This window comes from Streptomyces sp. NPDC005574, from assembly GCF_040605435.1.
Classification (GTDB): domain Bacteria; phylum Actinomycetota; class Actinomycetes; order Streptomycetales; family Streptomycetaceae; genus Streptomyces.
Window position 1 is genome coordinate 60621 of sequence record NZ_JBEXCW010000022.1, and the last position, 21957, is coordinate 82577.

Here is a 21957-nt window from a genome sequence, read left to right on the forward strand (position 1 = left end):
CCCGGTGGGACCCGATGGCAGTCTGCCCGGCTGCCCGGCTGCCCGGCTGCCCGGCTGCCCGGCCTCGCGGGGCTTGCGGGGCTTGTCGGGGCCCGGCCCCCGGGCGGTCCGTGCTCCGTCGCCGTACCCCTCGTCACGGCGCGTTTGCGCAGGTGGGGCGGTGCCGGACCCGCATCCCATCTGAATCGCACACGCATTCGAAATTTGGTCTATGGTGGGGGTGAGGTGACTGGGAACAGATGTTCGAGAGTCGGCGAGGCTCACGAGTGCGGGAGGTGCGGGTGCCGGGTTTCACGCATCTGCACACCGTCTCCGGGTTCTCCCTCCGCTACGGAGCCACCCACCCGGAGCGGCTGGCGGAGCGTGCCTCCGAGCGGGGGATGGACGCCCTCGCGCTCACCGACCGCGACACCCTCGCCGGCACGGTCCGCTTCGCCAAGGCGTGCGCGCAGGCCGGCGTCCGCCCGCTGTTCGGCGTGGACCTGGCGGTGGCGGACCCCGAGCCCGTACGCGGGAACGGCTTCGGCGGGAACGGTCCAGGCCCGGACGCGCAGATGCGCGGAGAGGGCCCCGCGGGCCGGGAGAGGCGCCGCACCCCCGTACGCGGGGGCGCCTTCATCGACGAGTCGACACCCCGCGTCACCTTCCTCGCCCGGGACGGCGCCCGGGGCTGGGCCGACCTGTGCCGGCTCGTCACGGCGGCGCACGCGGGGGAGGGCGCGCCCCTGCTGCCCTGGGCCGGCAACACGGGGGACGGTCTGACCGTCCTGCTCGGCCCCGGCTCCGATGTCGGCCGCGCGCTCACCGCCGGGCGCCCCGACCGCGCCGCCCGGCTCCTGGTCCCCTGGCGGGAGATCTACGGCGACGCCCTGCGCCTCGAAGCCGTCTGGCACGGCCGGCAGGGCACCGGCCCCGGTTCGCTGCGGCTGGCCGCCCGCACCGTGGGCTTCGCCGCCGAGCAGCGGGTCCGCCCCGTGCTCAGCAACGCCGTCCGGTACGCCGACGCCGGGGCCGGCCCGGTCGCCGACGTCCTGGACGCCGCCCGCCGGCTCGTGCCCGTCGACCCCACCGGGGAACTGGACTCCGGCGAGGCGTGGCTCAAGGACGGCGACGTCATGCTCCAGGTGGCGGAGCGGATCGTGGAGGCCGCCGGCTTCCGGCGCGACACCGCCCACCGGCTGCTGGAGCAGACCCGGGCGACGGCCGCCGAGTGTCTCGTCGACCCCGAGGACGACCTCGGCATCGGCACGGTCCACTTCCCCGAGCCGCACCTGGTCGGCGCCGGCCGCCGCACCGCGCAGCGCGCACTCGCCTCGCGGGCGGCGGCCAGCATGGTGCGGCTCGGCTACGACACCCGGCGCGCCTACTGGGAGCGGACGCACCGGGAGCTGGACATCATCGCCCACCACGGCTTCGCCTCCTACTTCCTGACCGTCGCCCAAGTGGTGGACGACGTGCGGAAGATGGGCATCCGTGTCGCCGCGAGGGGGTCCGGCGCGGGCAGCCTGGTCAACCACCTGCTCGGCATCGCGCACGCCGACCCGGTCGAGCACGGGCTGCTGATGGAGCGCTTCCTGTCCAAGCGCCGCCAGGTCCTGCCCGACATCGACATCGACGTGGAGTCCGCGCGCCGCCTGGAGGTCTACCGCGCGATCATCGGCCGCTTCGGCACCGAGCGGGTGGCGACGGTCGCGATGCCGGAGACGTACCGGGTCCGGCACGCGATCCGCGACGTGGGCGCGGCCCTCTCGATGGACCCCGCCGACATCGACCGCATCGCCAAGTCCTTCCCGCACATCCGCGCCCGCGACGCCCGCGCGGCGCTGGCGGAACTGCCCGAACTCAAGTCACTGGCAAAGGAGTTCCAGCAGGAGGGTACGAAGTCCGGGAAGCTCTGGGAGCTGGTCGAGGCCCTCGACGCCCTCCCGCGCGGGATCGCCATGCACCCCTGCGGGGTCCTGCTCTCCGACGCCACCCTCCTGTCCCGTACGCCGGTGTAGGGTGCGCAACTTCGTGTGCAACGCCGGAGCTGTGACCTGGGGTTCCATCAGACGTGCGCAGCAGTTCCGAAGCAGTCGTCCAGGGGAAATGCGCAATTCGTGAAGGCCGTGATGTCTACTCGTCACGCTCTGTGATAAGGGCAACCTGTGAGCGCCAAGAGAGTTTGGCCGGCGCCGGTTGGCGAGGTTGTGCATGGAAGCCGTGGCCTGGCGCAGTCAGTGCGAACCTCAGGATTTCGACCGTGCAACACCTCTGGGGTCGATCAGAAGTCGGGGATGGGTAGATCAAAACTCCACACGAGGCCGTTCGCTGATATCTCTGCTGAGCAGGTTTCGAATATCGGCTTCCGGAAGTCCGGAACGATTGATGAAATCGGCGAATGAGGTCCCTGTCGTTTCCATGAGTTCCAGTGCGCGTTGCAGAAGTACCGGAGCCTCCGGATTCCCCAGAGGGCCTGGTTCCGCTTTCCTCCATCCCCTGACGGACAACGTTTTCCATGCCTGCGCGTAGGTGTGTTCGCTCATGACGCCGAGAGTTTTTGCCCTGACCAGGAGGGCAGCTAGGGAGACGTGCCATTTGGTCTTCAAGCGGAGAAATGCGGGCCAATCAAGCCGTTCCGGAAGTTCGGGTTTGATGTCTTCGGCTGGCATGAGGAACGCTGCGGCGAACTCGTGGGCCTGACTCTCGGTGACCTTATCGCCAATTCTTCCGTTGACACCGTGCAGGACCAGATGGCCCAGTTCGTGAGCCGAATCGAAGCGGGAGCGGTCACGCAAGCCCTTGTCGGCTCCAAGGGCGACAACAGGCCTGTCAGGGAAGTCAACGCAGAATGCATCAACTTTTTCGATGCTGACACGGAAGCGGACGACAATAATTCCGTTCATCTCCAGTAGCCGCACGACATCTTGAACTGGACCGCGTGGGACGTTCCACCAGTCTCGGACCTGAGCAGCTGCCTGTTCGATATCGGCGGAATAGAGAGTCTGTCCTTCGTCGACTGGGACGCGCGGCAGATTCAGGTCGGGCAACGCGACGTATCAGCTGTTCTGCACCTTCAACAGGCCCCGCACCCCGCAGCCAGGTTGGGGCCCCGGCCAACGGGCGAGTATCGACGGCCTGCGCGGCATCAACTTCGGCACTCTCGGTTCCGCCCCGCACGCCTCGACCGGCATGCGGTACTTCCACAGCTGAGACCACGAGCAGGGAGACAGCGCCATGGGATACATCGACGACGCTTTCGCCAACCTCAAGCACAACCTGGAGATCACCCAGACCGAGCAGAATCTGGCGAAGGCACGGCACGAGGCCATCCGCGACTTCGTCCGGTCGCACTGGGACCTCGCCGACGACTTCCTCACCGGCAGCTACCGGCGCGACACCAAGACGAAGAAGCTCAAGGACATCGACATCTTCGTGGTCCCCGATGCCAACGGTTCCCAGGCAGGCTTCCGCGATCAAGCTCCCATCCAAGTGATCAACGCCTTGGAGACCCTGCTCCGTCAGAAGTGGAGCGATGCCGCCCGAGACGGCATGGCCGTCGTGATCCCCTACGGCCCCGACGACGAGGTCATGTCGATCGACGTAGTCCCCGCCTTCAAGCGAGACGGCGGCGGTTACTACATCCCCGATCCCTCGGCAGGCGACTGGATCGCGACCAACCCCAAGCGCCACCACGAGCTGAGCATCGCCAAGAACACCGAATGCGACGGCAAGTACGTGCCCTTCGTCAAGATGGTCAAGGGCATCAACCGCCAACTCGGCGAGCCCGTGTCGCCCTCCTTCCTCTTGGAAGTCATGGCCCAGTCGCTGGTGAAGCCGCCGATCGGGCGCTACCAGGACGAGATCGTGCTGTTCCTGGCCACCGCCGCCGAACGCATCGACGACGAGTGGCCCGACCCCGCGGGTCTGGGGGGTGACGTCAACGCCGTCATGAACGCGATCCAGAAGCTTGCCGCGGCCAACGCACTCAACCAGGCCCGCGCCATCGCAGAACGGGCAGTCGACCTGGAGGACGAAGGCCAGGAGCGCGCCGCCTACGACGAGTGGAAGAAGCTGTTCGGGAACCGGATGACCAGGCCATGAACATCTCCACCGGCCCCGACGGCGTCCACGGGATCCCTCCTCGGGCCATCCACGAGCGACAGCTCGACGACGACATGCTCCTCCTCCAACGCGCCGCGTCGGCAAGCCACCGACGCGGCCAACTCCTCGAAGCTGTGCGCGTCACAGCCGCCGTCGCGCTCGCCGCTGCCGGCGTCCTGATCACGCTGATCGGCCACGGCCGCACCGTCGTCTCGATCGTCGGATTCTTCTGGTTCCTCGTCTCCGCGTTCCTGCTCAAGGGCCTCGCCGGGAACACTGCCCGCCAGGGCGCCCTGCTCCAGGAGATGTTCGACGTCACCCTCTTCCACTTGCCGTGGCGCTCCACCGTTGCAGGCGACCCCGTTCCCGAACCCGACGTCCGCCGTCTCGCGCGCAAGCTCCCTCGCGGCGGCGCGAAGGACGAGCGCATCACCGCAGGCTGGTACGACCCCACCAATGACGTCCACTACCCCTACGACGTGTTCATCGCCCAGGAACAGAACCTCGCCTGGGACGCCCGCCTCCGCCGCCGCTACAGCTACCTCATCGCCACTATCGCCATGCTGTGGACCGCCGTCGGCCTCGTCGCCGGTCTCGTGGTCGCGGACGCCACTCTGGGAGACACCCTTCTCAGCTTCTTCGTCCCGTCCCTGGCTGCCTATCAGATCGCCTACGAGATCTGGTCTGGACAACGCAAGGTAGCCGAGGAACGTGACCTGCTCACCAAGGTCGTCAACGCCGAGCTACACAACGGGCACCCCGGCCCTGTCCTCGACGATGAATGGCATCGCCTACGGAACGTGGCACGAGACGTACAGGACGGCGTACTCCGCACCCGCTTGGACACCACCCGAGTACCCGAGTGGTTTTACAAACGCTTCCGCAACGACGACGAACGCGACTTCGGCGACACCGCAGAAGGTCACCGCGTCCGCCTCGCCCAAAACATATCCCCACCCCCATAATCCGCTGGGCGGGACTCTCCAGGCCCTTCGGTGAACTGCCTCGGCCTTGTCGTGCCCGTGACGGTGGCCCGGCCAGGTGATGGGCAATCATTTTCCAAGGTGCTTGTCGATCCAGGACAGTCCTCCAAGGTCGAGTTGGCGACGTGCTCGGGTGACTGCGACGTAGGCGAGACGGGCGTCAGTGTCGCTGACGGGTTCAGGAATGGGACGGCCTTCGGCGTCCTGTTGATCGGTCTCCTTAGGGGGCGGGAAATCGTCACCGATACGGACAGTTGACCATTCACGGCCCTTGGCCTTGTGGGCGGTGGAGACGATTACGTCGGCATCGTCCTCAGCGGTGAGCTTGTTGACCGCAGAGAGAATCGCTTCGGGGCCGTGCGTGTCGACCAGGTCGACGAAGGGCTGGAGGTCGCCGCCGGAGGGGTCGTAAGCCGCGTAGTCCTGTACTTCGCCCCAGGAGGCGAAGAGGACGAGTTCGGGATGGCTGGTTCGGCGGCCTTCTTTGAGGTCATGCGCGGCCAACGCCAGCGTGGCGAGGGTGTGTCCGCCGCGGGCGAGGGCGACGCGGCGGCCGCCGGAGAGGAGTCGCATGACCTCGGCCATGGCGCCGATGTTGGTGCGGCACAGCACCGCATCCGGGTTGGCGATTTCCCCGACTTCTGTGGGCATTGTCTCGCTGCCGGTCAACCGGATGGGCGCCTCGGCGAGTTCGAGCCAGCGATTGGCTTGTTCGGCGAGGAGGGGGCCGAAGCGGAAGGAGCGGGTGAGGGTGAGTGCTGTGGCGTCGTCGAAGTCGGTCATCACGTCGCGGGCGCCGCGCCAGCCGTAGATGGCCTGGGCGGAGTCGCCCACCATGACGAGCTGGGCATGGTCACGCTGCGCGTGGAAGACCTGCTCCAGGACGGGGTTGGTGTCCTGGGCTTCGTCGAGGAAGAGGAAGTCCGCTTCGATCTTCGGCTGGGTCAGGGCCCACATCTTCAGATAATGGTCGTGCTCGAAGTGGACCACACCCTGGTGGGGGTTCTGAAGGTCGGCCCACGCCTTGACTGCGAACGGAAAGACCACGTCTGCGAGTTGGGCATGCTCGGCATGTGTTGTCAGGCGGCGGAGTCGCGGTACGTGGTGGTGGCTCAGAACTCGGTCGGCCGAGTAGCAGAAGCGCTTCACGGTGCGGAGCGCCGAGTTGGAGAGCGCCCTGTGGCTGATCTCGTGATCGCCGATGCGGATGGGCCGGGTGATGCCGAGGACCTGGCCGGTTTTCCAGGCGGGCTGGCGCGGACCGTTGAGCCGTCCGGCATAGCGGTGGCCGAGGGCGGCGTACGCGGTCGCATGTGCTGTTCTACACGTCACCGTACGGGGGAAGCGTGCAGCGGCGTGGCAGGCGATGTCCTTGTTGAAGGCGACGTAGCGGCCGCGTCGTTTGGTGTTGACGGCAAGCATCTCGAGGGTGGTGGTCTTGCCGGTGCCGGCACCCGCTTGAAGGGCGAGGTGGTGTCCTGCTCGGAAGGCGTCGACGGCGTGGACCTGCTCGTCGGTCGGGGTGGACACAAAGGCTCCTCAAGAAGGGGCGGAGGCGCACTCGCCTCTTGGCCGGCCGTGGGGATGACTGCGGAACGCATTGGCTACGCAGAGCAGCAGTTCTTCCGGAGTGTGCTCGACCAGCAGCTCTTCCAGCCTGGCAGTCAGATGGCGGGCACGCTCTTCTCCGTGCCGGACAACGGCGCTGGTCACGGCCTGGCTCAGGAAGTCCCGGGGGCGTTGGTCGCGGGCTGCCGCGGCACGGTGGATGGTGGTGCGGGCGGCGGGACTGAGGGTGACGTTCAGCAGGACACGGCCCTTCTTGTCCGGGTGGTGGGTGGTGAGCACGTCGATGGGCAGGATGGCATCGAGCCGCCGGCGTAGCACTCGTAGCGCACGGCCAGGAGTCTTGGCGCGCTGCAGGGCCAGCAGTCTGGTGGGGTTGGTGTCGCTGGCCAGAGCCACGACACGACCGGCACGGCCCAGCTCATCGTCGGTGGCGGGCCGGGTCAGGACGATCTCGATCGCGTAGTGCGCGGTCATGGCTGCTGCGCCCTCCTGCTCCGGTCGGCAGACCCGGGACGCCGGCTGATCGTTGGGAGCCGGGTGCGGATGTGGTCGTGGTGCACGAGCGGGTCGAAGGGCTCCCACTCGGGCACCGCCACGTCAGGCGCCGTAGGAATGGCGGCGTGCTCCGAGCAGCGCTGGGCCCTCCACCGCAGTTGATCGGCATAGCCAAGATGTGTGAGCGCGTAGACGACCATCACCTCCCCGCCCAAAGGAAGTTGACCTTGAACAGCCGTGGTGGGCACGAGAGCCCAGACCCCTGCCGGAGACTCAGGCGTGAGCAGTGGACTGGTGCAGCGGCGGCGTCGGCGGGTCTGGGCGACGCACTGGATCTCGTCCACCGGGCGGTTGGCGAGGTAGCGGATGTAGAGGAGTTGTACGACGGGACGGGCGGGCCGGCACGTACTCGTCGGTGAGGCCTCGGCGTTCGGCGGAGTGGAAAGAGGAACGAATGCACCGCGGTCGATCAGGCGGCGGGTGTTGACCGCCAGAGCGCGGCGCAGTCCTGCCAATTCGGGAGCCTCCACAAGGGCTTCGCGGGCAGGGCACAGCAGGGCATGCGGCAGTCGGCACCAGTCGCTGCCGTCGCCCGCAGGATGAGCGACACCGCGGCTGACGTGCCAGTGGCAGGCAGCGGGCACCTTCTCGGTAGGCAGTTCCTCAGGGTGCAGTCGGACAGGCCGCTCGTTGGTGCGGTGGTACCACTCGATGCGGTTGCCGCAATCGCGGCAGCGGTCGCTTTGACCACACCGCAGCAGACGGCTGGCACTGTCGCCGCTGACGCGGAGAGAACGTCTCCCATGGATATGGACGGGGCTGCCGTCCCGGCGGTGTGGGGAAAGGGGTGTGGAGTGCATGCGGGCGAACCTGCCAGCCAACACGTCGCTCGAGCGGTGTCGCTGCCGTAGCTGTCCCCCGGACAGCCCAATCTGTTGCGACTGGCTTTCGATTACGCGAGCACCTGTTCGCTTCGGGTCACCAATTCGGGCGGTTGGCGAATGCGGTCCCGAAGCCGGTCAGTCGCCGGTTGCCGAAGGGGGTTCGTGTCCGTTGCACAGCATGGAGAAGAGCTCGTCGAGCGGGGTGCCGAGGGCGTGTGCGAGGGCGTGCCAGGTCTTGAGGGTCCCAATCGTGCGGCCCTGCTCGATCTCGATGAGAGTGCGTCTGGCGAGGCCGCTACGGGCGGCGAGCTCGTCATAGCTCCACCCTCGGGCCGCCCTCAGGCGCGCGAGCTCCAGGCGGAGCGCCTCGAGGTCCGGATCGGGCGGAAAGATCGTCACCTGACCATCCGACGGGGCAGACCCCTGCCCTGTCAGTGCAGACCTCTGCCCTATTTCCCCAGGTGGCGGCCTGAGCGGTGGGGCAGAGGTCTGCACTACCGTGTGCGGCCGCCGCCTTTCGTGGCGGACTGTGACGCGGAACAGGACTGGGAGGGGCGTCGGCTTCATGAGGCTCTGCACATCACGCCCGACAGCGCGGCGCGCTTGGACCGTGGAGCTGCGGCCCGGCTCTGGCGGTCCGCAGCTTGTGTGCCAGCAGTGCGACCGCCGGGACGTGCTGCTCGCTGTCGTGTCCGCGCGTTCCGCGGCACTCGAGCACCTGGCTGGACATGCCCGGCGTGACGTTCTTCCGTCGCACATGCGCACCTGTCAGTGCCATGAACGAGGCTGTCGCTGGCACCCCCGTCACCGCGGCTGTGCCGGCCCTATCCGTCTGCTGCTGGCCCGTGAGCAGGGTGGGCGGGTCTGGCGCCTTGCCGATGCGTGTACGGCCTGCTCCTCGATGACGGAGCAGGCCGCCGTGGTTCCGGAAACCTTCCTGCGTGTGGCCGCGATGTCGCCGGACAGCGCCCCGCGCCGCCGCGGACGACGCCGCAAAGGGCCGGGTGACCAGGTTCGGGTGCAGGAGATGCTCAGCTATTTGGCTGCGGCTCTGCCGAGTCGAACCGGGTCTGCGGCCCGGCTCCTGGCCGTGCAGTGCGCACTGCGCATGGACTCCATGGGGCGGGTCCGCCTGTCGACCGGGGTTCTGCGCGGTCTTCGTCTCAGCCGTGATCCACTCCCGTGGGTTGAGCTGGAGCAGGCGCGGTGGCTCCGCAGAACGCCGACTGTCCCGGGCTCTGGAGACGGAGTGGTGGTTGCCCAGATTCTGGACGGCGCGTTGTTTGCTCAACGGCCGGCGCGTCCAGACCGCAGGCAAGCTGCCGACTGGGCGCTACGTACGGCGAGGGATGGCGGTGTGCACGCCGGTGACCCGTCTCTGCAACTGGCGGCCCTCTGTCTTGCGGCACACGCAGATCGTCCGTCGGGTCGCGGATGTGCCGAACTGGATCGGATCGCACGTGAGTGTGGACTTGTTTCTGCTGCTCTGCCCTCTGTGCTCGATCGGTTGACGACGTCCCTCGCTTCCTGGGACGTGGCCCTTGTCTCCGGAGATCTTTGCTGGGAACTGCTGGCGGAAGGTGATCAGCGTCGGCGGTCGGCTGGCCGATCGGACGGTGACTCGAGCCCCGAGAGTCGGTGGCGACCGATCTGAGGCCGCCCGTTACGGGAAGTGCTGTTCGCGCTGCAAGTCGTTGCCTGCATCCGCATCAAGTTGCTGAACGACTGTGGCGTGATGTGCACCGCGAGGCGACTGCCCCAACTGCTCAGCCCGCCTGGGGAGCTGACGGGATGGTGCCTGTTTCGGACGCTGCTCATCCCCTCCGAGAATCGCTGATGTGTTCGAATGCGGGTCGCTGACCGGGACTGATGGGGTTAGAGTAATCGAACGGACGTGCGGTGAATATATCGGGCGGATGGCCGAAAAGGGGTGGAGTGATGGAGGTGTGGCATGGCGGACTTCGCTCATCTGCACGTCGCGTCCGGTTACTCCGCCCGCTATGGCGCCTCCCACCCCGAGCAGCTCGCCGGCCGGGCGGCCGAGCGGGGCATGCCCGCGCTCGCGCTCACTGACCGGGACACCGTCACTGGTGCTGTCCGGTTCGCACAGGCATGTACGAAGGAGGGGATCAGGCCGGTCTTCGGCATCGACCTGGCGGTGGAGGCCCTCGCGCCCCCGCCGCCCGTACAGCGCCTGCGCACTCCCGCCCGCGGCGGCGCGCACGTGGTCGAGCCGCCGCTGCGGTTCGTGCTGCTCGCCCAGGACCGGGAGGGGTGGGCGAGGCTGTGCCGCATCACGTCGGCGGCCCATGCCGGCACCGCGTCCGGCGCGGCACCGGTGGTGGTGCCGTGGGAGGCGCTGCGCGCGTACGGCGGCCCCGGACTGACTGTCCTGCTCGGGCCGCTCTCGGAGCCGGTGCGGGCGTTGTCGGTGGGCCGGGAGGATGTCGCGATGAAGCTGCTGGCGCCCTGGCGGGAGGTCTTCGGGAGGGGAGTGCGGTTGGAGATCGTTGCGCAGAATCGTTTCGGCACGGCTCCGGGCTCCCTGCGTCTAGCCGCCCGCACCCTCGCGCTGGCCGACCGCACCCGCACCACCGCCGTGCTCTCCAACGCCGTCCGCTACGCCGACCCCGACCAGCACCGCCTCGCCGACGTCCTGGACGCGGCACGGCTGCTGCGCCCGATCGACCGGCGCCGTCTGGACAGCGGGCAGCGCTGGCTCAAGGACGAGAAGGAGATGACGGTCGTGGCACGGATGATCGCCGAGTGCGCGGGAGCGGACGCCCGCCGGGCCCGCCGCCTGATGGCGGACACTGTCGGCACGGCTGCCGCCTGCACTGTCGATCCTGAGGTGGACCTCGGACTCGGCACAGCGCACCTCCCGGAACCGTCGCTCTTCGGCGCCGAGCCCCGAGTCGGTGGAGCCGCACAGTTGCTGCGGGGTCAGTGCGAGGCTGGGCTGGCCCGACGCGGCCTCGACCGCGACCGATCGGCGCTCGATCGGTTGGACGAAGAGCTCAAGGTGATTTCCGCGCTGGACTACGACTCGTATTTCCTCGCCGTCGGCCAGGTTGTGACCGATATCCGCGCGAAGGGCATCCGGGCCGCGGCCCGCGGCTCGGGTGCCGGCTCACTGGTTTGCCACGCGCTGGGCATTGCCACCGCCAACCCGCTCGACCACCGGCTGCTGTTCGAACGCTTCTTGAGTGTGCGCCGAGGATCGTTGCCCGACATCGACATCGACGTGGAGTCAGCTCGACGGTTGGAGTGCTACGACGCGATCTTCGAACGGTTTGGCAAGGAACGGGTGGCGGTCACCGCGATGCCCGAGACCTACAGAGCACGCAGGGCTCTGCGGGATACCGGTCTTGCGTTGGGGGTTGCGCCCGCAGAGGTCGACCGGATCGCCAAGAGCTTTCCGCACCTGCGTGCCTCCGATATCACGAGCGCGCTCGCCGAACTCCCCGAGCTGCGGCAACTGGCGGCCGAGGCGAGCCGGTACGGGCCCCTATGGGAGCTCGCCGAGGGCCTTGACTCTCTGATCCACGGCATGGCCATGCACCCCTGCGGAGTGGTCATCAGCGATGCGACCCTCTTGGACCGGCTGCCGGTGCAGCCCACCCCACAAGGCGACTACCCCATGGCCATGGCCGCAAAAGAGGAGATCGAGGCGCTGGGCAACATCAAACTCGACGTCCTGGGCGTGCGGATGCAGTCCGCGATGGCCCACGCCGTCACCGAGATCGAACGCGCCACCGGCAACCGCGTCGACCTCGACGACCCCCGACAGGTGCCGCTCGACGACGTGTTCGCTTTCAAGCTCATCCAGGAGAGCCAGACGCTGGGCCTGTTCCAGCTGGAGTCGCCGGGCCAGCAGGACCTCCTGTCCCGGCTCCAGCCCCGTGATGTGCAGGACGTCATCGCCGACATCAGTCTGTTCCGCCCGGGGCCGGTCGCCGGGGGCATGCCCGAGCGGTACATCGCCGCGCGTCATGGCGGTACGCCGGTGTATGCGCACCGGGATCTGGAGCCGGTGCTCGCCGACACCTACGGCGTGACCATCTGGCACGAGCAGATCATCGAGACCCTCCGCGTACTGACCGGCTGCGACCGGGCCTTCGCGGAGATCACCCGGCGGGCCCTCGGCGACAAGGACCAACTGCCCCGCATCAAGGACTGGTTCCACAAGCTGGCACGCGCGCGCGGCTACAGCGCGGCCGTCCGGGACGAGGTCTGGCGGACCGTCGAGGCCTTCGGGGCCTACGGCTTCTGCCGCGCGCACGCGGTCGCGTTCGCCGTACCGGCCCTGCAGAGCGCCTGGTTGAAGGCCCACCATCCGGCGTTCCTGCTGGCCGGCCTCCTCGAACACGACCCCGGGATGTGGCCCAAGCGCGTGCTGGTCTCCGACGCCCGGCGGCGCGGGGTACAGGTCCTGCCCGTCGATATCAACCGTTCGAAGGTGAAGCACGTCGTGGAGATGACCGAGCAGGAGGAGTGGGGCGTGCGGCTCGCGCTGTCCGGGGTGCGCGGTATCAGTGAGGAGGAGTGCGCGCGGATCGAGGAGGGGCAGCCGTACGGGTCGCTGTCGGACTTCTGGCAGCGGGGCCGTCCCAGCAGACCGGTCGCCGAACGGCTCGCCGAGATCGGCGCGTTGACCTCTCTGCACGACGGCCAGCTCACCCGGCGCGATCTGCTGCTCCAGATCACCGAGCTGCACCGGCAGTCCCGCAACCGGACCGCGGGAGCCGGTCAACTGCCCATGGACACAGGCGCCGTTGGGGGAGCGGAGCCGAGCGGGCTGCCGGAGATGACCGGACGTGAAGCACTCAACGCCGAGCTGAGCACCCTTGGCATCGACGTTTCCAAGCACCTCATGGAGCATCACCACCGGCTGCTGCGCGAGATCGGCGCGACGGACGCGGCGCACCTGGCCGAACTGCGCGCAGGTCAGCAGGTGTTGGTCGCCGGAGTGCGGGCCTCGACGCAGACCCCGCCGATCGCGAGCGGCAAGCGGGTCATCTTCGTCACCCTGGAGGACGGCTCGGGCCTGGTGGATCTGGCGTTCTTCGAGGACTCCCACCCGGCCTGCGCGTACACCGTCTTTCACAGCGGACTGCTGCTGGTGCGCGGCACGGTCCAGGTGCGGGGCACCCGTCGTACCGTCGTCGGTTCCATGGCCTGGGACCTGGACGAGATCGCCGCCGCCCGCCGCGACAACGGCCCCGAAGCCGCCCTCGCGCTCCTCGGGGCGAGCCGTCCGCATCCGACCCCCGCTCAGCCGCACCGCACCCTGGTCAACGGCACCACCGGCGCCCGCCTGCATCCGTACGCCGACCTCCAGCCCGCCGGCACCCGCTCCGCCGACCTGAAGAAGTTCGGCCACCGCAGCCCAGGGAGTGCGGGATGACTGAGCGGCAGCGGCACATCGCCCACCTCCACCTGCACGCTGCGCTGAGCGAGGCTGAGTGTGCCGATGTAATCGAACTGGTGTCCGGCATAACGCCTCATGTGCAGGCTGTCCCGCCCAATGCCGTTCAACTCGACCTGACGTCGGCACTCAGATATTTCGGTCTGTCCCCCTATGACGTCGTTCAGTTGACGAAGCTCCGCCTGAAGGCTCTCTACAACATCGACAGCAGCGCTGGGCTCGCGGGCAACCGCATGCTGGCAGCCATGGCGGCCGACGTGTCCGCGTTGGGAGAGACCACCTGGATCCGCGACGGGGAGGCTGCCACTTGGCTGTACCCCCGCCCGGTCACCGCTCTGCCGGGGATCGGGCGCGCAACAGCGGAAACTCTCAACAAGTACGGGCTGCACACCATCGGCCAGATCGCAGACATGCCTGCGGTAACCCTGCAACGCCTCCTCGGAGTCGGTTCGGCCCGGCTGCTGGCCGAGCGCGCCCGCGGTCACGATCCTCGCCTGGTGAGCCCTTCGGAACCGGCAGCGAACCTGGTCGCCGATCTCATGCTGGAGCGGGACTGCCTGGACCCGGCACAGCATCACCGAGCGGTCCTGGGACTTGCCGAGCAGATCGGCCAACGCCTGCGTGGTGAAAGCCAGATCGCCGGCCGACTCACGCTCACTGTGCGGTACGCCGACCACAGCTCCACCACACGTACGCGCGCGCTGTCGGAACCCACCAACCACTCACCTGCTCTTGCCGCAGCTTCCCTGAGCTTGCTGACCTCCCTGGGGCTGCAGCGGGCGCGAGTCAGGGCCTTCGCGATCCGTGCTGACCGCTTGGTGCCGGCCAAGAGCGCCTACTGCCAGCTCTCTCTGGATTCTGGTGATACCCGTGCCCGCGCAGCCGAAGTCGCTGCGGATCGCGCCCGCCGACGCTTTGGGCCGGAGGCTGTACGTCCGGCAGCTCTGGCGGACTGACCGCTCGTGCCAAGAACCGGGCGGTTCAGCCGTGGGGCCCCATGCCGCGCAGAAACGTGTCGACGACGAGCGTGGCCAGTGCGTCCGCGTTCTGCCGGACCTGCTCCGGGCGGAGACCCGCGCCGCCTCCGTGCTGGGCCTCGTCGACAAGGGCGTAGTAGACCCGCCGCGCCCACAGGAGGTCCGTGTCCGGGGCGAGGAGCCCTTCGTGCTTGGCGCGGGCGAAGAACTCCAGGACGCCGGCGTTGATCTCGGACCAGATCACCTCGGTGAGGGGGGTGTCGGCGAGGGGGTGGCCGAGGGTGAACCGCCAGACGCTTTTGGTCCGCAGTACGTTCGCCGTGCCGCGGTGCAGTGCCACGAGCGGTGGGGCGGTGTCCATGTGGGCGTCCTCTACGGCCTCCAAGAGCTGCTGCTTCGCCGATGCGGCGAGTGCTTCGATGAGGGCCTGGCGGTTGGCGAACCGCCGGTGCACGGTCGTTCTGGCCACGCCCGCCTGCTCGGCTATCTGCTCCATGGAGGCCCCGGGGTCTTGGGCGAGGACCTGCTCGGCCGCTTCCAGAATCGCGCGCACGCTGCGTGCGGCATCGGCCCGCAGGGGTCGGCCCATGACTTATCCACTCCCGTTGTTGATTCGTGATGCACCGAAGACCATACGCCTGACCTGCGGATTTGTGCCGATTTGCATCAATGCTGTTGCATGGAAATGTAAAGTTGCGACAAGCGTGATGCCATTAATGGCATGAACTGCTACGTTGCTGTTTTAGATCATGGACCTACTCTCATGATTCGGCTCCCCGGTCGGCGGTTTCTGAAGTCCGCGGAGCGGAGTCCCTCTGGTCCTGGCGTATGTGCCTGATGGCCCCCCATGAGAACGACCCCACGGGTGAACCGGAGGAACGACACGGTGGATATCGAGCTGCGGATCAACGGGTCCGCCCAACGGCTGGACGTCGCGCCGCAGGTGAGCCTGCTCGACGCGCTGCGCGAGTACCTGGGCCTGACCGGTACCAAGAAGGGCTGCGACCAAGGCGCGTGCGGCGCCTGCACGGTGCTGGTGGACGGCCGACGGATCAACGCGTGCCTCGCGCTGGCGGTGCAGTACCAGGGCCGTGAGATCACGACCATCGAAGGGGTCGACCACCCGCTGCAGGAAGCGTTCGTCCGCACGGACGGGTTCCAGTGCGGCTACTGCACGCCGGGTCAGATCTGTTCGGCGATCGGGATGCTCGCCGAGCACAAGGAAGGCACGCCCAGCGCGGCGACCGAGCATCTCGCCGACAGTGGCGGGGAGTTGGACGAGGCGGAGATCCGGGAGCGGATGAGCGGCAACCTGTGCCGCTGCGGCGCCTACAACGGCATCGTCTCGGCGATCAAGGAGGTCGCGAAGTGAAGTCGTTCTCCTACCTCAGCGCACCAGACGTGGGCACGGCACTCCGCGAGATCGCCGGCAACGACGATGTGAAGTTCCTCGCGGGCGGGACGAACCTCGTCGACCTCATGCGCGAGGGCATCGAGCACCCGGCGACGGTCGTGGACATCACCCGCCTGCCGCTGACCGGGATCGAAGAACTGCCCGACGGCACCCTCCGCGTCGGCGCGCTGGTGACCAACAGTCGGCTCGCCGCGGACCCTCTGGTCAGGACCCGCTATCCGGTGCTGGCGCAGGCCATCCTGTTCGGGGCCTCCGCCCAGCTGCGGAACATGGCGACCGTGGGAGGCAACCTCCTGCAGCGCACCCGCTGCATGTACTTCTACGACGAGGCCTCCGCCTGCAACAAACGCGCACCAGGCAGTGGTTGTGACGCGATCGGCGGGTTCTCCCGCGGCAGCGCGGTGCTGGGGGCGAGCGAGCACTGCGTGGCGACGCATCCCTCGGACATGGCGGTGGCGCTGGTGCTGCTCGACGCGGTCGTCGAGGTCGAAAGCGTGCGCGGTGTGCGCCGTATCCCGGTCGCCGACTTCCACACGCTGCCCGGCGCCACCCCCCACATCGAGACGGTGCTGGCCGCCGACGAGCTGATCACGGCCGTCGAACTGCCGCCGGTGCCGGTCGCGGCGCACTCGCTCTACCGCAAGGTCCGCGACCGCGCGTCCTACGCCTTCGCCCTCGTCTCCGTCGCTGCCGCGCTCAAGGTCGGCGCGGACGGCCGCATTGCCGAGGTCCGCCTCGCACTCGGCGGCGTCGCGACCAAGCCGTGGCGGGCACGCATCGCGGAAGAGCTGCTGCTCGGCGCCGAAGCCACTGACGAAAGTTTTGCCATGGCCGCCGCCGCCGAACTCGCCCCCGCCCTTTCCCTGCCCGACAACGCCTTCAAGATCGACCTGGCCCAGCGGACGGTCGTGGCCGTGCTGCGGAGACTCAACGCTGAGCGGAGCGCATCGTGACCACACGCACTTGGACAGGCTCCGAGCCCGGCACAGGCGCTTCTGTGCCCGTCGGGGGAGCGGTCGGACGGCCGGTGGACCGCCGGGACGGCCACACGAAGGTGACCGGGGCGGTGCGGTTCTCCGCCGAGCACCACTACCCGAACCTCACGTACGCGACGCTGGTGCATGCCACTGTCGCCCGTGGAACGATCACCGGCGTCGACACGGCCACGGCGGCCGCGGTGCCCGGCGTCGTCGCGGTCATCACCCACCTCAACGCGCCGAGGATCCGGCCCGTACGCAAAGCCAACATCGTGCTGAACCTCGGACCGGACGTGGCGGGCACCAGCCTCGACTACCTCAACACCGATCAGGTCTTCTGGGACGGCCAGCCGATCGCCGTCGTGGTTGCCGAGACCTCTGCCGCGGCGAACGAGGCCGCCCCGCTCGTCGAAGTGACCTACAACCCGCTGCCCGCGCGGGTGGACTTCGCCGCCGAGCAGAACAACGCCACCCCGGCGAAGGGCGACCTCACCTTTGCCGGCCACACGAAGAAGGGCGACGCCGAGGCGGCGCTGGCCGCCGCAGAGGTCTCGGTCGACCTGCGCTACACCACGCCCGGCCTGCAGCACAACGCGATCGAGCCGCACGCGACGGTCGCCGTCTGGGACGGTGACCATCTCACCGTGCACGACACCACACAGGCGACGGACCAGAGCCGCCGCTACCTGGCCGGGCGGTTCGGTGTGCCGGTGTCCCACGTCCGCGTCCGTGCCGAGTTCCTGGGGGGCGGCTTCGGAGGCAAGTTCGCCGTCTGGCCCGGCACGGTCATCGCGGCCATGGCGGCCAAGGCCGTCGGGCGGCCCGTGCGCCTGGCACTGACCCGCCAGGCCGTCAACCGCGCCACCGGCGGGCGCACCGCCTCGACCAACCGGATCGCGCTCGGTGCGACCCGCGACGGCCGGCTCACCTCGCTGATCCAGGACAGCATCACCCGCACCGGATCGGCCGGGGGCCTGCTCGAGGCGACCAGCTCGCCCGCCCGGCACCTCTACGGCGCCAAGAACATGCTGACCCGGCAGAACCTCGTCGCGATGGATCTGATGCCCAACACCTGGCTGCGCGCCCCCGGCGAGGCGATCGGCAGCTTCGTGCTGGAATCGGCGATGGACGAACTGGCTTACGAGTTGTCCATGGACCCGATCGCCCTGCGGTTGCGCAACGAGCCCGCAAAGGATCCGACGGGTGGCAAGAAGTTCTCCCAGCGCATGCAGCGTGAAGCCTTCGAGAGGGGCGCGGAACGCTTCGGCTGGGCGGACCGTGACCCCGAACCGGGCTCCATGCGGGACGGCGAGTGGCTCGTCGGGATGGGCATGGCCACCGCTTTCCACCCGACCCTGCGCCTGGTCGCCGACGTCAAGGTGTGTCTGAGCGACGACGGCAGCGCGCTCGTGCAGTGCGGTTTCCACGAGATGGGGATGGGAGCCGCGACCGTACAGGCACAGATCGCCGCCGACGCGCTCAGCATCGCGTACGAGAAGGTCCGGGTCGAGTACGGCGATTCGGCCCTGCCGTCCGGCCCGATGGCCGGCAACTCCAACCAGACGGCGACGGTGGCCACCAGCCTCCTCGCCGCATGCGCCGAGCTGACCCGGAAGGTGACCGCTCTGGCCCGGCGAACGGGCACGACCGGCCAGGAACCGGCGGCCGCCCTGCGCGCAGCGGGGCGACCGTTCATTGAGGCCTCGGTCGGGTCGGACACCCGGCGGGGGTTGCTGGGCAGTCAGGGCCGGTTCCTCACCAACTTCCTGAAGGACCAGCGCTGGTCCAAGGCCGCCCGCGGCGCTCAGTTCTGTGAGGTGCGGGTGAACGCCGACACGGGCGAACTGCGGATCTCGCGCTGGCTCGGCATGTTCGACGTCGGGCGCATCATCAACCCCAAGACCACGGCCAGCCAGCTCCGCGGGGCCGTGGTCATGGGTATCGGCATGGCGCTGTCGGAGCAGAGCCTGGTCGATCCCCGCAACGGGCGCACGATGAGCGCCGGCCTCGACTCCTACTACGTGCCGGTGCATGCCGACATCCCCCCGATCGACGTGGCCTGGCTCGACGAACCGGACAAGACGATGCCCCTGGGCATCATCGGGCTGGGCGAGGTCGGCACGACCGGGGTGGCGGCCGCGATCGCGAACGCCGTCTATCACGCGACCGGTAAGCGGATCCGGGATCTGCCGATCACGTTGGACAAGCTGTTCTGACGACGGCCCGGTCTGCGCGACACGACACGACGAGAAAGTAACTCCCATGCTGGACATCGCGGACGAGCTGAACCGGTGGCTCGAGGAGGGACGGGACTTCGCCGTGGCCACGGTCGTGGCCGTCAGCGGCAGCGCGCCGCGCGGGCCGGGCGCCGCGCTCGCCGTCGACGCCGACGGCACGGCCATCGGCTCGGTGTCCGGCGGCTGTGTGGAGGGCGCGGTCTACGACCTGTGCACCCAGGCGCTCGCCGACGGTGAGACGGTGCGCGAGCGGTTCGGCTACAGCGACGAGGACGCCTTCGCCGTCGGGCTGACCTGCGGCGGTGTCCTCGACATCCTGGTCACCCCGGTGCCCGTCGACGGAGCAGGCAGGAAGCCGTTCCAGATGGCGCTGTCGGCGGCCACCCGGGGCGAGGCGGCGGCGCTCGCCCGCGTGGTCCGCGGCCCGGCAGGGCTCCTCGGACAGGTGTTGACGGTCCGTCAGGACGGCTCGTACGAAGGTGAACTCGGCGGGCATCCGGACCTGGACCGTGCCGTCGCCGGCGAATCCCGCTCCCTGCTGGATGCCGGCCGCACCGGCACCTTCGACATCGCGCAGGACGGATCCCACTGTGAGCCGGACCTGGCCGTGTTCGTCGAGTCGAGCGTGCCGCCGCCGCGCATGCTCGTCTTCGGTGCCATCGACTTCGCCGCAGCGCTGGTGCGGATCGGCAAGTTCCTCGGCTACCACGTCACCGTGTGCGACGCCCGGCCCGTCTTCGCCACCCGGACGCGCTTCCCCGAGGCCGACGACATCGTGGTCGACTGGCCACACCGCTACCTGCAACAAACCGAGACCGATGAACGCACGGTGGTGTGCGTCCTCACCCACGACGCCAAGTTCGACGTACCCCTGCTGGAAGCGGCCCTGCGGCTGCCGGCCGCCTACATCGGTGCGATGGGCTCCCGCCGTACCCACGAGGACCGTGACCGCAGACTCCGCGAAATCGGCCTCACCGAAGCCGAACTGACCCGGCTGCGCTCGCCCATCGGCCTCGATCTCGGTGCCCGCACGCCCGAGGAGACGGCTCTGTCCATCGCGGCCGAGATCGTCGCCGCCCGCCACGGCGGTGCAGGTTTCCCCCTGAGTGAGTCACACACGCCGATCCACCACGACACCGAAGCACGCCGGCCGGGGGTGATCAGCGCGAGTGACCGTGTGACACGACTGCGAGCCGACCGTCAAGAACACCAGAACAGCCTGAGCCCGGTCCGGGTCGGCGTGGCCACCTCGATGCCGACAGTCCGTGATCAAGACGGGGTCTTCCCGGGGACGGCAGTGGCCGATTTGAATAACGAAAACGATCGGTTTACTATTGGCGGGAAACCGATCGGTTTCCCTTTGGGGGGCGGCCAAGACCGTGATCCACGGTTGCCTTCGTGTGCCGAAGGATTTTGAGTCCGCAGGCCCCGGTCCGGCGATGGTGCCGTCCGGCCTTCTCCCGATGTAACTGTGTTGTCCAGGCCGGAGTAAGTCATGAATGGAATTCACCCCTTCCGCGTGCTGCGCGCCAGACCTCTGTGGATCGCCAGCGGCGTGATCACGGGCGTTCTCGCGCTGCTGTTCGCCGTGCTGTACGTCGGCGCCAACATCGATCCAGCCGGCCACATGAAGAACCTGCCCGTCGGCCTGGTCAACGCCGACAAGGGAGCCGCCGTCGGCGGGAAGCAGGTCGACCTGGGCGCCCAGATCACCGAGTCGATCAGCAAGTCCACCGCGGGAGGGGACAAGATCGACTGGAAGGTGATGGACGAGCGGGAGGTGAAGGAGGAACTCGGAAAGGGCAAGCTGTACGGCGCGCTCGTCGTGCCCGCCAACTTCACGTCCTCGGTCACCGCTTTGACCGGCACCACGGCCGCCGGGACCCCGGCCCGCCCCGCGCTGACCGTGCTCACCAACCAGTCCGCCGGCAGCCTGGGCTCCAGCCTGGCGCGGGTCGCGACGACGCAGGCCGCCGAGAGCGCCTCGCTCCACATCGGCAAGGAGCTGACCGCCCAGATCGGACCCGCGCAGGAGAAGCTGCCCGCCGCGGCACGCGTCCTGCTCGCCGATCCGGCCGCCGTCACGGTGAAGGACGGCCATCCCCTCGACTCGCACAGCGGCCTGGGCCTCACCGCGTTCTACTACGCGCTCGCCCTCGTGGTCGTCGGCATGCTCTCCGCCAACGTCATCAGCGGCCAGGTGGACCACACCCTCGGCTACACCCACAACGACCTGGGTCCGCTACGCCTGCACCGCCCGCTGATCCGGGCCACCCGGGTGCAGACCCTCGCCATCAGCAGCACCCTCATGGCAGCCCTGTCCCTGCTGATGGGCACCCTGGTCATGGTCGGGGCGGTCGGCATCATGGGCATGGACGCCTCCCACCTGCCGCTGCTGTGGCTGTTCTCGGTGTGCGCCGTCGCGGTCTCCGGGATCGGCGCGCTCACCCTCCTCGCGGTGTTCGGCACACCCGGCATGCTGGTGGCCACGCTGGTCTTCATCGGGATGGCGGTGCCGACGGCTAACGCCACCACGCCGATCCAGGCGCTGCCCGGCTTCTACCGCTTCCTCGCGGAGTTCGAGCCGCTGCGGCAGATCGCCGGCGGCGTCCGCGCGATCCTCTACTACGACGCGCAGGGCGACGCGGGTCTGACCCGGGGCTGGGTCATGATGGCCGCCGGCCTCCTGGTGGCCGTGCTGTTCGGGTTCGGTGTGCTGGGGTGGTACGACCGCAAGGGGCTGCACCGCATCCCTGTCGAGGCGGAGCCCGAGAAAAACGCCACCCCGGTGTAGCGCACTCCTTCCGTCTCCCCAGGACGGGGCCGTTGAGTGGAGTGGCCCCGAGTGTGCCGCCCCCGTGGGGACGAGGGGCGTGCACACCGTCAGGCTCGGCGACGGTCTTTCTCCTC

The 21957-nt window shown here is 68.7% G+C and carries 15 protein-coding genes and 1 pseudogene; 10 read left to right on the forward strand and 6 right to left on the reverse strand.

Going from position 1 to position 21957, the window contains the following annotated elements; all coding sequences use genetic code 11:
- The first annotated feature begins 281 nt into the window (after positions 1-281).
- Positions 282-2000 carry a PHP domain-containing protein gene (locus tag ABZT03_RS17195; RefSeq protein ID WP_356039818.1) on the forward strand — a complete coding sequence of 573 codons (1719 nt, stop codon included), beginning with the start codon at positions 282-284 and terminating at the stop codon, positions 1998-2000.
- Positions 2001-2285: 285 nt separating this feature from the next.
- Here ABZT03_RS17195 and ABZT03_RS17200 read toward each other — a convergent pair whose 3' ends face one another.
- Complete coding sequence (locus ABZT03_RS17200) at positions 2286-3029, reverse strand: ImmA/IrrE family metallo-endopeptidase (RefSeq protein WP_356039821.1); 744 nt, start codon at positions 3027-3029, stop codon at positions 2286-2288.
- Between the two features lie 187 nt (positions 3030-3216).
- Between ABZT03_RS17200 and ABZT03_RS17205 the strand changes: the two genes are divergently transcribed.
- The gene (locus ABZT03_RS17205) at positions 3217-4083 is read left to right on the forward strand and encodes a CBASS oligonucleotide cyclase (RefSeq protein WP_356039824.1); all 867 of its coding nucleotides are present in this window, start codon (positions 3217-3219) and stop codon (positions 4081-4083) included.
- Positions 4080-5048, forward strand: a complete 969-nt coding sequence (locus ABZT03_RS17210; protein ID WP_356039827.1) for an S-4TM family putative pore-forming effector — start codon at positions 4080-4082, stop codon at positions 5046-5048. Before ABZT03_RS17205 ends, ABZT03_RS17210 begins: the two co-directional genes overlap by 4 nt.
- Before the next feature lie 87 nt (positions 5049-5135).
- Here ABZT03_RS17210 and ABZT03_RS17215 read toward each other — a convergent pair whose 3' ends face one another.
- From ABZT03_RS17215 to ABZT03_RS17230, 4 genes are all read right to left on the reverse strand, one after another.
- Positions 5136-6596 (reverse strand): UvrD-helicase domain-containing protein, encoded by a 1461-nt coding sequence (locus ABZT03_RS17215; RefSeq protein WP_356039830.1) that lies wholly within the window; start codon positions 6594-6596, stop codon positions 5136-5138.
- Positions 6597-6605: 9 nt separating this feature from the next.
- Positions 6606-7109 carry a hypothetical protein gene (locus ABZT03_RS17220; protein WP_356039832.1) on the reverse strand — a complete coding sequence of 168 codons (504 nt, stop codon included), beginning with the start codon at positions 7107-7109 and terminating at the stop codon, positions 6606-6608.
- The gene (locus ABZT03_RS17225) at positions 7106-7990 is read right to left on the reverse strand and encodes a DUF6083 domain-containing protein (RefSeq protein WP_356039835.1); all 885 of its coding nucleotides are present in this window, start codon (positions 7988-7990) and stop codon (positions 7106-7108) included. The genes ABZT03_RS17220 and ABZT03_RS17225 overlap by 4 nt, the downstream gene beginning before the upstream one ends.
- 159 nt (positions 7991-8149) lie before the next feature.
- Positions 8150-8413, reverse strand: a complete 264-nt coding sequence (locus tag ABZT03_RS17230) for a helix-turn-helix transcriptional regulator (RefSeq protein WP_356039836.1) — start codon at positions 8411-8413, stop codon at positions 8150-8152.
- A gap of 1552 nt (positions 8414-9965) precedes the next feature.
- Here ABZT03_RS17230 and dnaE point away from each other — a divergent pair.
- Positions 9966-13421, forward strand: coding sequence for a DNA polymerase III subunit alpha (dnaE, locus tag ABZT03_RS17235; protein ID WP_356039839.1), 3456 nt, complete (start codon positions 9966-9968; stop codon positions 13419-13421).
- A complete protein-coding gene (locus ABZT03_RS17240) occupies positions 13418-14398 on the forward strand; it encodes an ImpB/MucB/SamB family protein (RefSeq protein ID WP_356039842.1) in 981 nt (326 codons plus the stop codon). Before dnaE ends, ABZT03_RS17240 begins: the two co-directional genes overlap by 4 nt.
- Positions 14399-14423: 25 nt before the next feature.
- Here the strand turns inward: ABZT03_RS17240 and ABZT03_RS17245 are convergent, their stop codons facing one another.
- A complete protein-coding gene (locus ABZT03_RS17245) occupies positions 14424-15008 on the reverse strand; it encodes a TetR/AcrR family transcriptional regulator (RefSeq protein ID WP_356039845.1) in 585 nt (194 codons plus the stop codon).
- A gap of 258 nt (positions 15009-15266) precedes the next feature.
- Between ABZT03_RS17245 and ABZT03_RS17250 the strand changes: the two genes are divergently transcribed.
- From ABZT03_RS17250 to ABZT03_RS17270, 5 genes and pseudogenes are all read left to right on the forward strand, one after another.
- Complete coding sequence (locus tag ABZT03_RS17250) at positions 15267-15791, forward strand: 2Fe-2S iron-sulfur cluster-binding protein (RefSeq protein ID WP_356039848.1); 525 nt, start codon at positions 15267-15269, stop codon at positions 15789-15791.
- Positions 15788-16786, forward strand: coding sequence for a xanthine dehydrogenase family protein subunit M (locus ABZT03_RS17255; protein WP_356039852.1), 999 nt, complete (start codon positions 15788-15790; stop codon positions 16784-16786). The genes ABZT03_RS17250 and ABZT03_RS17255 overlap by 4 nt, the downstream gene beginning before the upstream one ends.
- A gap of 74 nt (positions 16787-16860) precedes the next feature.
- Positions 16861-19026: a xanthine dehydrogenase family protein molybdopterin-binding subunit gene (locus ABZT03_RS17260; protein WP_356039855.1), complete on the forward strand. Its 2166-nt coding sequence runs from the start codon at positions 16861-16863 to the stop codon at positions 19024-19026.
- A gap of 46 nt (positions 19027-19072) precedes the next feature.
- Positions 19073-20185: pseudogene (locus tag ABZT03_RS17265) on the forward strand (XdhC/CoxI family protein); the annotation flags it as partial.
- A 357-nt stretch (positions 20186-20542) separates the two neighbouring features.
- The gene (locus tag ABZT03_RS17270; protein WP_356039858.1) at positions 20543-21841 is read left to right on the forward strand and encodes an SNG1 family protein; all 1299 of its coding nucleotides are present in this window, start codon (positions 20543-20545) and stop codon (positions 21839-21841) included.
- Positions 21842-21957 lie beyond the last annotated feature (116 nt).